The organism is Planktothrix sp. PCC 11201 (assembly GCF_900009135.1).
Classification (GTDB): Bacteria; Cyanobacteriota; Cyanobacteriia; order Cyanobacteriales; family Microcoleaceae; genus Planktothrix.
In genome coordinates this window covers 56,060-71,896 of record NZ_LT797701.1, presented here as the reverse complement: position 1 = coordinate 71,896, position 15,837 = coordinate 56,060, and the positions used below count along the sequence as shown (strand labels likewise).

Genomic DNA, 15,837 nt, shown 5'->3' with positions numbered 1-15,837 from the left:
CCTCCCCTGCTCCCCCCACCTCCCCTTGCCTCCCCTGCTCCCCCCACTCCCCCTGCTCCCCCGCTTTCCCCGTCTCCTGTTACTATGTATAGTGTGTGTTAACAAAACTTAACGCTGTATTGGGACACAACTCTGGGTCTCTATAGGCAAATATGGTATATGGACAGATCACCAAATCATTCCCGTATCGCCGATGAACACAGAGTTACCCCTCAACCGTCAACCCCCAAATCGTCAACAAATGTTGAAACTCCTCAAAAAAATAGGTGAGATTATTGGCAGATGGTGGTCAGAGTTTACCCTGCAAACTCGGTTAATGGCGGGGGCGACCCTGGTAGTTTCTCTGTTGATGAGTAGTTTAACGTTTTGGGCCGTCAACACGATTCAAGAAGATGCTCGCATCAACGATACCCGTTACGGTCGAGATTTAGGATTACTATTAGCCGCCAATGTCGCCCCCTTAATTGCGGAAGAAAAACGGGATGAAGTCGCACGATTTTCCCGTCAATTTTACACCAGTACCTCCAGTGTCCGTTATATGTTATATGCAGATCAAGAGGGGGAAATTTATCTGGGTTTGCCCTTTTCTGATTCGGCGGTACAAAATTCCTTAACCCTGCGGCGGCGGATGCAATTACCCGATAATTTTTTGGCTAGTGTACAGTCAGGAAATTTTGCCGATTTGCCAATGGTGAGACAACATTTAACACCCGCCGGAGAGGTGACGGATGTTTTTGTGCCGATGATGCACAATGGGAATTATTTAGGGATTTTAGCCATTGGAATTAATCCTAATCCTACCGTTGTTGTGTCATCAAATTTAACCCGGGATGTGACTTTAGCGGTATTTGTTTCAATTTGGGTAATGGTAATTTTAGGGGCGGTATTTAATGCCTTAACTATTACTCAACCGATTAAAGAATTAGTCCAAGGAGTTAAAAATATTGCCATAGGAAATTTTAATCAACGGGTTGATTTACCCTTTGGGGGAGAATTGGGGGAATTAATTTCCAGTTTCAATGAAATGGCAGAACGCCTAGAAAGCTTTGAAGAACAAAATATTGAAGAATTAACCGCAGAAAAAGCCAAGTTAGAAACCTTGGTTTCCACCATTGCAGATGGGGCGGTTTTAATTGATGCTGAACTAAATTTAATTTTAGTGAATCCCACCGCCCGACGTCTATTTAGCTGGGAAGGTACAACGGTTATTGGTAATAATGTTCTCAATTTTTTACCGCCAATGGTGGTAGAAGAATTATCACAACCTTTACAAAAAATTGCCAGTGGAAATTTAGATGGCGGAGAGTTTCGTTGTTCCCTGGGAGAACCAACAAATCGGACATTACGGATTTTATTAACCACGGTTTTATTACATAAATCTCCAGGTGCTGAACCCCTTTGTCATAGCTGTATTCATGATACGGATAATAGTTGTGAATTATCCGAACGTCCCCATGTTCAGGAATGTACTTTATATGACTATAATCCGATGTCAAATTCTCCCGGGGAAGACAATTATCGGGAAAGTTTAAAAGGGATTGCAATGACAATTCAGGATATCACCCGTGAGGTCGAGTTAAATGATGCTAAGAGTCAGTTTATTAGTAATATCTCCCATGAATTAAGGACACCATTATTTAATATTAAATCCTTTATTGAAACCCTGCATGATTATGGAGAGGATTTAACCGAAGAACAGCGACAGGAGTTTTTGGCTACCGCCAACCATGAAACTGACCGTTTAACTCGTTTAGTCAATGATGTGTTAGATTTGTCTCGCTTAGAATCCTGTCGTATCTATAATTTTGAACCCGTTGATATGGCACAAGTGGTAGAACAAACTTTGAGAACCTATCAACTAAATGCCAAGGATAAAGGAATTGAACTGAGTAGAGAAATAGAACCAGATTTACCCTTGGTGTTAGGACATTATGATTTATTGTTGCAAGTCTTAACTAATTTGGTCGGAAATGCTCTGAAATTTACCACTTCGGGGGGACGGGTAATCATTCGAGTTTATCTATTAGAAGAAGATGATTTTAAGAAAAATCAAGAAGTCGAAGAAATTGAAAAAGGAGGCTGGATTATTTCCCCACCACCCCCTCGTCCTATCGATTTACATTTAACGGGAAATTCACCTAAAACTCGTTATATTAGAACTGAAGTTTCCGATACGGGAACTGGAATTGCACCGGAAGACCAAGATGCTATTTTTACTCGTTTCTTCCGGGTAGAAAATCGAGTTCATACCTTAGAAGGAACGGGATTAGGATTGTCTATTGTGAAAAATATTATTGAAAAACATCGAAGTCAAGTTCATTTAATTAGTGAGTTAGGCATCGGAACAACCTTTTGGTTTGATTTAGTAGTATCTCAGGAAGAAACGCCATCTTCATCTTTTAGTAATGATGTTTTTATGGGGGAACCCTCGATCTCTATTGCTAAAGGATAGGATCACGAAAATCCATCATGATCGTACTGAATTAATGCAGCAACCGATGAAAAACAGTGATAATAAATGATTAACCTCAGAGGGAACACATCAAAAGTTAGACCTAAATCTTGGTGAAAGCGATTAATTAATCCTTAACTATGCTATAGGAAAATCCTTTCAAACTGGTGATGGGTTATCTGCTGTCGTAGGCGATCGCTAAACTATGATATGATGCACTCGCTTTGTTGATTCTGTTCAGAAAAGACAGATCGCCGTGTTTATTGATGGTGTTAGGATTCAAGCCTCGGATTGTCCGGCAATGACCGACGACATCTTAGAATCCCTTTTTGGTGTGGCTGTGGGAGTGTCAAACCTTGACCCAAATTCAATTGTTAATTAAGGTTCTTAGCGTGTCACGAATGGGAAAAACTCTATTTTTGCGTTGGTTAATGCCTGGTTTCGTCAGCTTTTTTATCCTGACCTCTCCCGCCAAAGCAGCCAGTCTGCAATCTTGGCAATTTGAAAGCTCTCAAAACCGCCTCAGCTTTACAACCGATGGGGGGGTACAACCCAAAGCTCAACTGCTCTCCAACCCCGCCCGATTAGTCATTGATTTGCCCGGAACCAGTTTAGGGGGCGTCAACCGTCAACAATTAATTGGAGGAGCAATTCGGGAAATTCGAGTCGGCCAGGTCGATAACCAAACCACAAGGATTGTGGTGGAATTAGTTGATGGTTATACTCTCGATCCTCAAGGAGTACAATTTAGGGGGATTTCCCCGACTCAGTGGACGGTACAACTACCCTCGCCTCAAGCCGTCGGCACACCTACTCCTACTCAGGTAACAGCAACAACCCGTCCTGCTCTAGCTATACCTCAAACTCCTCCTCTCAGACCTCCTGCACCTGCTCGTCTGCCTGCGACCCTACCTCAACAGACCGTTAATCGTTCTATTTCCCAGCAGCCTCAAACCACCTTAGCTCAAGTCGAGGTGCGGGATAATGGGATTGTGCTGCATACCACGGGCAAAATGGCCGATATTGAATTTAAACAAAGTCAAGATCGGAGTTGGATGACTTTGGATATTCTCGGTGCCACCTTAGCTGCCCGTTCAAACGGCACTGGAAAACAGGTCAACCGAGATGGAGTGACGGTTTCTCAAGTCACCCAACTCTCAAATAACCCCCCAGTCGTTCGGGTAACCATGAGTACCCCGCAACGGAATCAAAACTGGCAAGCCCGGTCATCGGCCGGAGGAGTGGCTGTTTGGCCCCAGGGAAGCACTCCCCCAGCCGTTCAATTGTCGGGGGGATTTGCTAAAATTCGTTCCGTTGAAATCCGCAATCAACAACTTCTGATCCAAGCCGATCAGCCTCTGAACTATAGTAGCGGTTGGGATAATCAAACTCAGTCCTATAGTATTACCTTTTTCTCCGCAGCCTTGGCTGAAGGCGTTGCCTTACCACAACGACAGGTGGGAAGTCCGATTATTTGGACAAGGGTACGTCGGGAAGACCCGGAAACTTTTACTCTATTGATTAAACCGGCAACCCGCATTGAAGTGGGACAAATTAGCCAAGGTAGTCCTCAACAGCTTGCCCTAGCTTTTGTGGGAGAGGGCTTAGGAACTAGAACTTCGGTTCGTCCCCCCGTTGCTACGGTTCCCACTCCTAACCCCAGACCCTTTACCCCTAGAACTAATCCTCCTCGAACGAATCCCAATCCTTTCCCCTTTCCCCCCCGTACCGTTAATCCCCCCGCTAATAATCCGATTTCCAATGGTCGGGCGGTGGTAATTATTGATCCTGGACATGGGGGTAGTGATGCTGGTGCTGTCGGTGTGGGAGGACTGCAAGAAAAAGATGTGGTATTCTCGATTTCTCAACAGGTGGCGCAGATTTTGCAGCAAAATGGAGTACAGGCGGTGATGACTCGTTTGGACGATCGCACCGTTGAGTTAGAACCCAGGGTAGACATGGCGAATCGGATGAATGCAACCTTGTTTGTGAGTATTCACGCCAATGCGGCTACGAATGCGGCGGCTAGTGGGATTGAAACCTACTACTACAGCAGCGGAGATCGTCTAGCCCAATATATTCACAACAGCGTGATTAGTAGTTTTTCCCAAATCCCTAATCGGGGTATTAAAACCGCTCGTTTTTATGTGCTGCGAAATACTTCTATGCCTTCGATATTAGTGGAAACGGGGTTTGTCACTAATAATTATGATGCCTATATGTTAGGCGATCCCTCTCAACGGGGGCGCATGGCCCAAGCGATCGCCCAAGGGATTCTGCAATATTTAAGGGATAACCGATATTGAACTACTCACCGCAATAGGTTGTGGTAGGGGCAATTCATGAATTTCCCCTACCACAATGATTAAATTTCAAAAAATATTACCCCTGTTCCTTGTTCTCGTTCGACCGTTCGACTGGCTCACGGCTCACGGCGCAGCCTGTTCCCTGTTCCCTTTTACTTAGGAATTTTGAACACAACTCAAATAGGATTGCTATAGTTGTTATTAAGCTCTGATTAATAATCTTAATTGATCACGACCAATATGGTAGAGATAAAAACTCTATTTTGTGATAGTCAAAAGCAAGTTTTAAGCGACGACGAAATTCATTAGCAACATTCCACTGCATTCCAGGACGGGTTTGAATTGCTATATTTAATTCAACCCCAGAAGTAGTTAAATCAGTCACCCCATCCCAAACAATAGGAGTAAGAATCAGGTCTTGCCAATCGGGTTCATTTTTCATTTCTCCAATCACTTTTCTCATGATATTTGAAGCCAAATTAATATCTGAATTATAGGTAACTTTCACTTTAAAATCTATTCTTGACCAGTCTTTAGTTTGATTATGCACAATATTAATACTTCCATTGGGAATGGTGGTTAAGCGTCCTTCTTTTCCCCGAATTTGAGTAATCCGTAAATTCATATATTCAACAACACCTGAGATATCCCCAACGGTAATAAAATCTCCGACAGCATAGTGATCTTCTAGGAGCATAAAAACTCCATTTAATACATCTCGAATTAAGTTTTGCGAACCAAAGGAGAGAGCCAAACCTATAATCCCTAAACCAGCAACTACCGGGGTTACAGGAATTTCTAAAGAGTCTAAAACAACAATAAACCCAATCCCAATCCAGATAGCTTTAGCCATCCCTTTTAAAACAACACTATAGGTTAAAAAACGTAATTCCTGACGATGGATAGCAATGGGAGTGAAATTATCATTTTGATGATGTTCTTGAATAGATGCCAAAAAAGAGTCAATAGCAAGATTACTAATGCGGATGATTATTCCCACAATAATTGCTACTATTAAGATATATTCAGGCCCTTGAGTAATCAAATAGGAAAAGTATCGCGTTTGTGGGAAAAAGTCAGTAATTTTCCAAACTGCCAATAACAAAATTAACCCTTGAATCACTTTCAAAACCAATCGGTGAAACTGATTTGTATTATATTTCTTTCTCCAGTTTCTGACTTGGGTTTCAACTTCGGCTAATTGCGCCGTATCATTCAATTCAGTAGGATTATTATTGGCACTTTCGAGATAGTAATTTAATTCTGGTTTTTGTTCTTTAAGAGTCTGTTTTTTTTCAGCCAAACGTTTTTGTAATAAATAGACCCCAAAACTGAATAAAGCGGAGAATAAAAGCACCCCCAATGACCATAAACCCGCTTGATATAAATAGGTAGGTTGGCGCTGTTTATGGCTATTCTGTAAACCAAATTTTATAATTTCTGTTAACTTATTAGACCAGATTTTAAGAGAATAACCGTTATATTCTGCGTCGGCAACAGTAACCGTAAGAATTGCTCTTTCTTGCAATTCCCCATTGTCAGTTACAAAAATCTGAGTGTTTCCTTTCTTATCAGTTTTGGAGGTTACTGTCAGAGCATCATAATTAAAACCCTGAGCTAATCCTCCCCCGTACAATTGATTATCTAAAATCCCATAGATTTCATTTTGAATAATTTTTGCCCGTTGTTTAATCGAGAAACCCTTATTTTTTTCATTAGCATCAGCAGGAATTTCCATTGCCACCCTAAACCACTCAGAACCATCAATAACCACCGGTGCAGAAATTAGATTTCCCACCCGCACAATCGAGGTTAGGGGGTTAATATCACTGGGTAAATCACTCTGTGCAAGTGTCGGTGGAATACTCCAAGTTAAGATCAAAGAAAATAAGGCAATTCCTATTCCTAAAATAAATTGATAAAAGGGCCGTTTCTGAAAAACCCGTATTTTTAACATAAATGAGGATTGATTGATAATTATTGATGAGACTGAGTTGCTATTTAGCAAATTATTATATATCGGTTTTTGTGCCAATAAAAAACCCCACCTGAAGAATCAGGCAGGGTCTTTAATTAACAATCTAAGCAGTGATTAGACGTCTAGGTAAAACCCTAGTCTAAGTTAGGCATAGAAAGTACAGCTTCCGATTTCCGGTCAATGCCTTTCTCAAAGCCAGCCACCGCAGCCCGGGCGCGACCCGCGTGCCAGAGGTGACCAATCAAGAAGAAGAAGCCCACGATAAAGTGGAAACCAGCCAACCAAGCCCGGGGGTTAACATAGTTAAACCCTTGAGCTTCGGTAATGATCCCACCCACGGAGTTAATCGAACCGTTAGGGGCGTGGGTCATGTACTCAGAAGCGCGACGAATTTGCCAAGGTTGGATATCGTTTTTCAGCTTGTTGAGGTCAAGACCATTCGGCCCACGCAGAGGCTCTAACCAGGGGCCACGGAAATCCCAGAAGCGCATGGTTTCTCCACCAAAGATGATTTCCCCAGTCGGAGAACGCATCAGGTATTTACCCAGACCCGTCGGGCCTTGGGCAGAACCGATATTGGCTCCCAGTTTTTGGTCACGGACTAAGAACACAAAGGACTGAGCCTGAGAAGATTCAGCGTTTGTGGGGCCGTAGAACTCGCTGGGATAAGCAGTATTATTGAACCAAACATAAGAAGCAGCGATAAAGCCCATCAGGGACAGAGCGCCCAAACTGTAGGACAGATAAGCTTCTCCAGACCAGATTAAAGCCCGACGTGCCCAGCCAAAGGGTTTGGTTAGGATGTGCCAGATACCGCCAGCAATGCAGATCAGACCAATCCAGATATGACCACCGATGATGTCTTCCATGTTGTCAACACCGATGATCCAGCCTTCTCCACCAAAGGGAGCTTTAGTTAGATAACCAAAGATCGCCCCTGGGTTGAGGGTGGGGTTGGTAATGATGCGGACATCACCACCACCAGGTGCCCAAGTGTCATAGACACCGCCAAAGAACATGGCTTTGAAGACTAACAGGAAAGCACCCAGACCTAACAGAATCAGGTGATACCCGATAATATTAGTCATTTGGTTTTTGTCTTTCCAGTCGTAACCAAAGAAAGAAGAATATTCTTCTAAGACTTCCGGGCCACGGACAGCATGATAAATGCCGCCTAAACCCAAAACCGCAGAGGAAATTAAGTGCAGAACCCCAATCACGAAGTAGGGGAAGGTATCGATCACTTCACCACCAGGGCCCACACCCCATCCGAGGGTAGCCATGTGGGGGATCAGGATCAAACCCTGTTCATACATGGGCTTTTCAGGAACGAAGTGAGCCACTTCAAACAGGGTCATCGCCCCAGCCCAGAACACGATCAAACCAGCGTGAGCAACGTGAGCGCCCAGCAACTTACCGGACAAATTAATCAGACGGGCATTACCTGACCACCAGGCGAATCCAGTGGATTCTAGGTCACGGCCGCCGACATAAGAAGTATTAGAGAGCGTTACCACGCGGTAATACCTCCTCAGGGAAAATAAAGTTTTCGTGGGGTTGATCCGCAGGAGCCATCCAAGCCCGCAGACCTTCATTTAACAGAATGTTCTTGGTATAGAACGTTTCAAATTCAGGATCTTCCGCCGCCCGTAATTCCTGGGAGACGAAATCATAAGCCCGTAGGTTCAGTGCTAAACCCACAATCCCGATGGAACTCATCCACAAGCCCGTGACTGGCACAAACAACATGAAGAAGTGTAACCAGCGTTTGTTGGAAAAAGCAATCCCGAAAATTTGTGACCAAAAACGGTTGGCGGTCACCATCGAATAGGTTTCTTCCGCTTGAGTCGGTTCAAAAGCCCGGAACGTATTGGCTTTGTCTCCATCTTCAAACAGAGTATTTTCCACCGTCGCTCCGTGAATAGCGCACAACAGCGCACCACCCAAGATTCCCGCCACTCCCATCATGTGGAAGGGGTTCAGCGTCCAGTTATGGAAGCCTTGCAGGAACAGAATAAACCGGAAGATTCCAGCTACCCCAAAGCTAGGGCCAAAGAACCAACTAGACTGACCCAAGGGGTACATCAGAAATACACTGACGAACACCGCAATCGGCCCAGTAAAGGCAATGGCGTTATAGGGACGAATACCGACTAAACGGGCAATTTCCAACTGACGCAGACAAAAGCCGATCAGGGCAAAAGCACCGTGGAGGGCAATAAAAGCCCATAAACCGCCCAGTTGACACCAGCGAGTGAAATCCCACTGAGCTTCCGGCCCCCAGAGGAACAGCAGGGAATGTCCCAAGCTGTTGGCGGGGCTACTGACGGCGGCGGTGATGAAATTGCAGCCTTCTAAATAAGAGCTTGCTAAACCGTGGGTGTACCAGGAAGTCACAAAGGTTGTTCCAGTTAACCAGCCACCGAGAGCTAGATAAGCACAGGGGAACAGCAGAACTCCTGACCAACCCACGAAGACGAAGCGATCGCGTTTGAGCCAGTCGTCGAGGACATCAAAGGTGCCTCTCTCAACTTGCGGCCGTTCGACTGCTATAGTCATTGGGTGAACGATCCTCTTGGGTTTATGTAAAACATTATCCTTCGTGAAGTACCCAGCAATCAATCGGAATTGCGATTTTTGCCTGGGTTGACCCTTTTACTGGTTTGACCTTCTGTGGGAATCATGCCGAACTCTGTTCGGTCGAAGGTCTGACAAAGCAGTTTCTATCCCTTGCGGGATAAACTGTTCAGTAATTTGGTCTAATGCTTATCGCCTCCAGCTTTTTCCCTCGTTTAACCGGGGGACATTTAGCGGTAGACTGTTAAGCAAGTTAACATAACTATATATTACAGTTAACAATTTTGGCAAAGGTGTCAACGGTCAAGATCCACACTCCTAGGTTTCATGAGTACCCAAACAAAGACTACAACGAATCAAATTCTTTCTCAGAAAGTTACGGGTTCCCGTCGTTTCAGCAACTACTGGTGGGCTATTGTGATCACTATTGGCGGTACGGGTTTCCTTTTATCCGGTATTTCCAGCTATTTGAAAATTAATCTTTTGCCCTTCGCCGATCCGACTCAACTGATCTTTATCCCCCAAGGCATTGTCATGGGGTTATATGGAACTGCCGCTTTATTACTGGCTTTGTATTTATGGCTAGTGATTCTCTGGGATTTAGGCGGGGGATACAATGAATTTAACTGGGATACGGGAAAAGTTAATATTTTCCGATGGGGGTTTCCTGGAAAAAACCGCAGGGTTGAGTTCAGTAGCAGCCTTAATGATATTCAATCCATTCGTGTTGATATCAAGGATGGAATTAACCCCCGTCGAGCTTTGTATCTCAAACTCAAAGACCGTCGGGAAATCCCCCTAACCCGTGTAGGCCAACCCCTACCTCTGTCTGATGTGGAAAATCAAGGGGCAGAATTAGCTAAGTTTTTACAAGTCCCCTTAGAAGGACTTTAGAACCTCCGACTGACAAAAAAGTTGAAACCTAAGATGAAAAAACTCAACACACAGCAATGGTTTTTACCAGTTTTGCTGATTTGTGTATTAATCTTCGGGGGCTGTGCCACTAATACAACCTCCGCCGAAACCCAAAATAACAATCCTGTTGGTAGTCAAGCTGCTACACCTATTTCCCAAAATCCAACTCAACCTATGACAACAAATTTACCTCAATTAAATGGAAAAGCTACGGTGGTAATGACGGTCAAAGGATCGCCGATTACGATTGAAGTGGACGGAACGAATGCCCCGGTTACGGCTGGAAACTTTGTTGATCTGGTTAATAAGGGAGTTTATGACGGTCTGGCCTTCCATCGGGTTGTCCGTGAGCCTGATCCCTTCGTGGTTCAAGGGGGCGATCCTCAAAGTAAAGATCCCAAGTTCCCCACCGCTAGATTAGGTACTGGGGGATTTATTGATCCGGCTACCTCGAAAGAACGCATGATTCCTTTGGAAATTAAGCCCAAAGGCGCGGAACAGCCGATTTATAGTCAAACTTTAGAAAGCGCCCGGATCACCGCAGAACCCGTTTTATCTCACCGTCGCGGTGCTGTAGCCATGGCCCGTTCTCAATTTCCCGATTCTGCTTCTTCTCAGTTCTATTTTTCCTTAGCAGAATTGCCTTTTCTGGATGGGAGTTATGCGGTTTTTGGGAATGTTACCGATGGGATGAATGTGGTTGATCAGATTAAACAGGGCGATCGCATTGACTCGGCGAAGGTGACACAAGGGTTGGAAAACCTGAAAAATTAATGAACTATTAAGAAGTGTAAATATTACGCTTCTTAGGGTGGGTGAAGCCGTGAAACTTGCTCAAACCTTATCATATAGCGGCAAGGACACCCACCCTAAAAATTGCCAGTAAGCTGAAGTCCAGGAAGTCAGAATCACTCTAAAATCCCAATTTCTGATTTCTAATTCCTCACAAATAATGAATGTTATTGTTACTGGTATTGGTTTAATCTCTGCATTAGGAAATTTAGAAACAACCTGGAAACAATTGTTATCGGGTCAGTCAGGAATATCACCCCATCAACCTTTCGGTGAACTTCCGACTAAACCTCTGGCTTTAATTAATAATATTCCTTCCGATCCTACGGAATTATTAGAAAAAGCGATAGCCGATGCCTTAATTATGGCTAATTTAAACCCCCCTTTATTAGACTGTGGGGTTGTCATCGGTTCGAGTCGGGGATATCAGGGAAAATTAGAACAATTAGCCGGATCTTACCCCACCTTACCAAGAAAAGATGCAGGGATTAATTTAAGCAAATTCGTAGACTATTTATCTTTTAATATTGCCTTAAATGCAGCTAAAAAAATAGGTTCTACTGGAATTATTCTATCACCAATGGCGGCTTGTTCTACGGGAATTTGGGCGATCGCCCAAGGATTTGAACTGATTAAAACCAAACAGTACGAACGGGTGATTGTCGGGGCTGTGGAAGCACCTATTACTCCTTTAACTTTAGCAGGATTTGAACAAATGGGAGCCTTAGCTAACACAGGTTGCTATCCTTTTGATCGAAATAGAGAGGGATTGGTTTTAGGGGAAGGTGCGGCTATTTTTATCTTAGAATCAGAGGATTTAGCCCAACGGCGAAAGGCTGAAATTTATGGGGAAATATTAGGATTTGGATTGACCGCCGATGCTTGTTATGGGAGTAAACCTGATCGAGTGGGAAAAAGTGCGATCGCCGCCATTCAAAACTGTTTAAAAAATAGTCATTTATCCAGTTATGAAATTGATTATATTCATACCCATGGAACCGCCACAAAATTAAATGATGACCATGAAGTTAAATTAATTAAACAATTATTCCCCCCAGGTGTTCCAGTAAGTTCAACAAAAGGCGCGACGGGACACACATTAGGGGCGTCAGGAGCGTTAGGAGTGGCTTTTGGTTTAATGACATTAAACGAGCAACTTCTACCCCCCTGTGTGGGTTTAAAAACACCGGAATTTGATTTGGATTTTGTTACCTGTGTTCGTTCTAGTATGGTTAGAAATATTCTCTGTTTTAGTTTTGGATTTGGCGGACAAAATGCTATTATTGCAATGAGTAAAGCCTAATTGTTGTTGGCCGTTGTTGCGCTTCAGCGCAATCTTTACAAGGGCACTCATCCCAACAAAATAACCTTAATTAATTAAAGCTAACTCCAATAAATAATGTCATTAACTGAACGGTTATCAAAAATTAAATGGGAGCATATTCCCTCCACCCTGTCATTATTTTCGGGATGTGGCGGCATGGATTTACCTTTGCATAAGGCGGGATTTAAAGTAGTTTGGGCGATTGATGCGAATAGAGATGCTTGTCAAACATTTCGCCGGAATATTGCGGATGTAATTGTTCATAATCAAATTGAAAATATTAATATTGCTGAACTTCCTGATGCGGATTTAATCACGGGCGGTTTTCCTTGTCAGGATTTTTCAATGATTTGGAAACGTCCGGGGTTAGAAGGAGAACGGGGAAATTTATATACTTATTTTCTTAAATGTGTTCAAGATAAAAGACCGAAAGCGTTTATTGCTGAAAATGTGAAAGGGTTACTCAGTGCAAATAATTATCAAGCAATTCAACGGATTATTTCTGACTTTGAAAATATAGAACCCGGATATTTAGTTAAACCCAAACTGTATAATTTTGCGGATTATGGGGTTCCTCAATTTCGAGAACGGGTATTATTAGTCGGTATTAGAAAAGATACGGGGTTTAATTTTATTCATCCTCAACCGAAATATGGGTTAAATCGAAAATATCCCTATCGGACTGCATCGGACGCCTTAGCAGGAGTCGAAAATATTTCCAATAATAATGAACATCAAAAAATCCAACCGAGAACCATTGAAATTTTAAAACGGATTAAACCCGGTGGCAATTTTACCGATATTCCTAAAGATAGTGAATATTATGTTAAAGGCATGATTAGTCATGTTTATCGACGTTTACACCCTGACCAACCTTCAACCACTATTATCGCAGGAGGTGGCGGCGGAACTTGGGGATACCATTACAATGAACCCAGAGCATTAACTAATCGTGAACGCGCTCGGTTACAATCTTTTCCTGATGATTTTATCTTTGAAGGAACATTTACAGAAATTCGCCGCCAAATTGGGAATGCGGTTCCTCCTGATGGTATTGTGGCGTTAGTTGAAGGGTTAATTCCTTTATTTACAGGGAAATATCAGCAGGTTAATTTATATGAGTTAAGTGAAAATTTACAAAAATTATCAATTAAAGAACGATTGAAATTAGCGAATCAAGAAAACCGTCAATTAGTATCACTCCGGTAGATAATCAGGGTTTAAGGTGTCCTCTTGAGAAAACGGTGATTCTACAGGAAAAGTATTAATTGATAATCCCGTTTCATCCGCAGCTAATTCTCTGGCATCCTGATAAGATTCTTGAAAAACTTCAAGAAAATATCGCTTTAAACTCGGACTACTTTTAAAATCATTTCGTAATCTTTTGCGATGTTCTCGAATAGTAAATAGCCAGCTATTCGTTCGTTTATCAGATTGATACTTATATTTTAATAGGTGCATTAATAAAATTCTGAGATTACTCTCAATTGCTGATTTTTGACTTCTTCCCATAGCTTCCAATTCTTCAATTAAATTAACCCTATCAACTTCAGCTAATTTTCCATGTTGTAACTGATGAATAGTATTCATTAACCACAAGTGATAATCTTCTTCGTATAAATCAGAAGTTTGTTTAGATTCTGTGATGGGGATTTGGGTTGTCATGAGATATCCTAGACTCAGTTAATTTTAATTATAGCAAATTAATAATAGGGAATAGGGAACATAAATAATACACCACTCTAGGTTCTAACCGTTAGCCAGAAATGCTAAAATATGGGGTAAAAGTCCTCGTTCACTATAATTATAGCAACCGCCCCCGGTGTCAACGGCTGTCATTACCGCGAAAGCGGTAATCCATTTCCTCAGCGTTATTGCGACTGCTATAATATATAAAAAATAGGTTGAGTCTTGTTACCTTAACCCAACCTACTTTAATTTTTAGGATTAATTTAGAATGTGAGATCGAGTTTACTGTGGTTACGATAACACCAGCCTAAAATTGTCCCTAAAACGGATAATTTAATCATTTCTAGGGTAAAATAACTTAAGTGTAGTTGGTTCATGCCCTCGGGAATTGTGTTAAATCCATTAAACAGATTTAAGTTAATTCCTAATGCACTCATTTGAGGGGTCAGAATATAGGTGTAAACCATGGCGATCGCTAACAGAAAAAGCGATAATCCGGTGATTGTCCGTAGGCGACTACTGAATTTTTCAGGAAGGTTCATCGCTAAAGCAATTAAACCCGTTAAACCAACCGCCGCACAAACTAATTCAACCCGGTTAAAGACTGAAAAAATCAGACTTCCCGCCGAAGTAAATCCGGTTTCTTCCATCATGCCAGAAACATACATGGTTGGCATAATTACAAAGTCAAGAATTAAACTTCCCGCCATCCATAATCCGAGGGTGGCTAACACCAGTGTCAGCCAGCGTGTGGGATGATATTCTAGTTTAGAGATAGTAGCCATAGTAATGATTACCTTGTATAGATATATAATTGCTGTCTTTAGTTTTTATAATAGCGAATATTTTCACAATAGAATGTGAAGTATTTTGTATAACAAAACTTTACAAAAAAATATAAATCTTTAACTCTTGATTCTTAAACAGGATAAAAACTGAGTTTTGAAATCATTTTTTTAGACAGCCTCAATCTTTCGAGAAAACACGGTTTTTTAATTGTAAAAATTGTTACTTTTAGAGGAGATGGTAGGATGGCATGAATTTTTGCTAAAATTAACCCAGATATAATCAACACTAAGAAAAAGGATAAATAATTCAAGTGAAAGCCGTTATTTTATTATCCGGTGGCTTAGATTCTTCAACGGCTTTATACCAAGCAAAAGCCGATGGTTGTGAGTGTTATGCCCTTTCTTTTGATTATCAACAGCGACATCGAAAAGAACTCGAATCCGCGCGAAAAATAGCTGAATTTGCGGGAGTTGTTGAACATCAAGTCGTCACTTTTGATTTGAGTCTATGGGGGGGATCGGCCTTAACCGATAATCGCCTTGATTTACCCCAGGATAGATCCCCGGAAATAATGGCTAAAACTATTCCAATTACTTATGTTCCGGCTCGGAATACTATCTTTTTAAGTTTTGCTTTAGCCTATGCAGAAGCGATCGCCGCTCGTAAAGTTTATATTGGAGTGAATGTATTAGATTATTCGGGTTATCCTGATTGTCGTCCCGATTATATTCAAGCGATCGAAGAAGTCTTTAGATTAGGAACAAAACAAGGTCGAGAAGGTGATCCGATTACGATTGAATCTCCACTAATTCATTTGGCAAAAACAGAAATCATTCAACTGGGAAATCGCTTAGGAGTTCCCTGGGAATTTACTTGGTCTTGCTATGCAGGAGAGGAACAAGCCTGCGGTGTTTGCGATTCCTGCCGTTTACGATTAGCTGCTTTTGCTGAACTCAACTTAACAGATCCGATTGCTTATATTTAGTTGATCAAGGAGGGCGGGTTATCGAGATTG

At 42.3% G+C, this 15,837-nt stretch carries 12 protein-coding genes; 7 read left to right on the top strand and 5 right to left on the bottom strand.

All coding sequences use genetic code 11. The features are described from left to right. Positions 1 to 241 precede the first annotated feature (241 nt). Both PL11201_RS10655 and PL11201_RS10650 read left to right on the top strand, forming a co-directional pair. Complete coding sequence (locus tag PL11201_RS10655) at positions 242 to 2,452, top strand: ATP-binding protein (RefSeq protein ID WP_079679557.1); 2,211 nt, start codon at positions 242 to 244, stop codon at positions 2,450 to 2,452. A gap of 356 nt (positions 2,453 to 2,808) precedes the next feature. Then, the gene (locus tag PL11201_RS10650; protein ID WP_339394358.1) at positions 2,809 to 4,758 is read left to right on the top strand and encodes an N-acetylmuramoyl-L-alanine amidase; all 1,950 of its coding nucleotides are present in this window, start codon (positions 2,809 to 2,811) and stop codon (positions 4,756 to 4,758) included. 229 nt (positions 4,759 to 4,987) lie between these two features. On the opposite strand, the gene PL11201_RS10645 is transcribed toward PL11201_RS10650, so the two are convergent. From PL11201_RS10645 to psbD, 3 genes are all read right to left on the bottom strand, one after another. Further along, the gene (locus PL11201_RS10645; protein ID WP_079678545.1) at positions 4,988 to 6,715 is read right to left on the bottom strand and encodes a mechanosensitive ion channel family protein; all 1,728 of its coding nucleotides are present in this window, start codon (positions 6,713 to 6,715) and stop codon (positions 4,988 to 4,990) included. Positions 6,716 to 6,870: 155 nt separating this feature from the next. Continuing rightward, positions 6,871 to 8,253 carry a photosystem II reaction center protein CP43 gene (psbC, locus tag PL11201_RS10640; protein WP_079678543.1) on the bottom strand — a complete coding sequence of 461 codons (1,383 nt, stop codon included), beginning with the start codon at positions 8,251 to 8,253 and terminating at the stop codon, positions 6,871 to 6,873. Next, entirely contained in the window at positions 8,237 to 9,295 is a 1,059-nt protein-coding gene (gene psbD, locus PL11201_RS10635) for a photosystem II D2 protein (photosystem q(a) protein) (RefSeq protein ID WP_079678541.1), read from the bottom strand. The genes psbC and psbD overlap by 17 nt, the downstream gene beginning before the upstream one ends. Positions 9,296 to 9,640: 345 nt before the next feature. Between psbD and PL11201_RS10630 the strand changes: the two genes are divergently transcribed. The 4 genes from PL11201_RS10630 (at position 9,641) to PL11201_RS10615 (ending at position 13,553) form a co-directional block, all read left to right on the top strand. Further along, positions 9,641 to 10,207 (top strand): photosystem I assembly protein Ycf4, encoded by a 567-nt coding sequence (locus tag PL11201_RS10630; RefSeq protein ID WP_079678540.1) that lies wholly within the window; start codon positions 9,641 to 9,643, stop codon positions 10,205 to 10,207. A 33-nt stretch (positions 10,208 to 10,240) separates the two neighbouring features. Next, positions 10,241 to 11,002 (top strand): peptidylprolyl isomerase, encoded by a 762-nt coding sequence (locus tag PL11201_RS10625; protein WP_079678539.1) that lies wholly within the window; start codon positions 10,241 to 10,243, stop codon positions 11,000 to 11,002. Positions 11,003 to 11,180: 178 nt separating this feature from the next. Beyond that, positions 11,181 to 12,323 (top strand): beta-ketoacyl-ACP synthase, encoded by a 1,143-nt coding sequence (locus PL11201_RS10620; protein ID WP_079678538.1) that lies wholly within the window; start codon positions 11,181 to 11,183, stop codon positions 12,321 to 12,323. 96 nt (positions 12,324 to 12,419) lie between these two features. After that, positions 12,420 to 13,553 (top strand): DNA cytosine methyltransferase, encoded by a 1,134-nt coding sequence (locus PL11201_RS10615; protein WP_079678537.1) that lies wholly within the window; start codon positions 12,420 to 12,422, stop codon positions 13,551 to 13,553. Here the strand turns inward: PL11201_RS10615 and PL11201_RS10610 are convergent. Next, the gene (locus PL11201_RS10610) at positions 13,542 to 14,009 is read right to left on the bottom strand and encodes a DUF29 domain-containing protein (protein WP_079678536.1); all 468 of its coding nucleotides are present in this window, start codon (positions 14,007 to 14,009) and stop codon (positions 13,542 to 13,544) included. The genes PL11201_RS10615 and PL11201_RS10610 overlap by 12 nt on opposite strands. A 287-nt stretch (positions 14,010 to 14,296) precedes the next feature. Then, on the bottom strand, positions 14,297 to 14,818 hold the full coding sequence (locus PL11201_RS10605; RefSeq protein ID WP_079678535.1) for a DUF4149 domain-containing protein: 522 nt from the start codon (positions 14,816 to 14,818) through the stop codon (positions 14,297 to 14,299). 314 nt (positions 14,819 to 15,132) lie between these two features. On the opposite strand from PL11201_RS10605, the gene queC reads away from it, so the two are divergent. Further along, the gene (gene queC, locus PL11201_RS10600) at positions 15,133 to 15,807 is read left to right on the top strand and encodes a 7-cyano-7-deazaguanine synthase QueC (protein WP_079678534.1); all 675 of its coding nucleotides are present in this window, start codon (positions 15,133 to 15,135) and stop codon (positions 15,805 to 15,807) included. Positions 15,808 to 15,837 lie beyond the last annotated feature (30 nt).

Coding starts and splice junctions, on each gene's coding strand:
- PL11201_RS10655 (WP_079679557.1), top strand. CDS start 242: ATGTTGAAACTCCTCAAAAAAATAGGTGAGATTATTGGCAGATGGTGG.
- PL11201_RS10645 (WP_079678545.1), bottom strand. CDS start 6,715: ATGTTAAAAATACGGGTTTTTCAGAAACGGCCCTTTTATCAATTTATT.
- psbD (WP_079678541.1), bottom strand. CDS start 9,295: ATGACTATAGCAGTCGAACGGCCGCAAGTTGAGAGAGGCACCTTTGAT.
- PL11201_RS10630 (WP_079678540.1), top strand. CDS start 9,641: ATGAGTACCCAAACAAAGACTACAACGAATCAAATTCTTTCTCAGAAA.
- PL11201_RS10625 (WP_079678539.1), top strand. CDS start 10,241: ATGAAAAAACTCAACACACAGCAATGGTTTTTACCAGTTTTGCTGATT.
- PL11201_RS10620 (WP_079678538.1), top strand. CDS start 11,181: ATGAATGTTATTGTTACTGGTATTGGTTTAATCTCTGCATTAGGAAAT.
- PL11201_RS10615 (WP_079678537.1), top strand. CDS start 12,420: ATGTCATTAACTGAACGGTTATCAAAAATTAAATGGGAGCATATTCCC.
- PL11201_RS10610 (WP_079678536.1), bottom strand. CDS start 14,009: ATGACAACCCAAATCCCCATCACAGAATCTAAACAAACTTCTGATTTA.
- PL11201_RS10605 (WP_079678535.1), bottom strand. CDS start 14,818: ATGGCTACTATCTCTAAACTAGAATATCATCCCACACGCTGGCTGACA.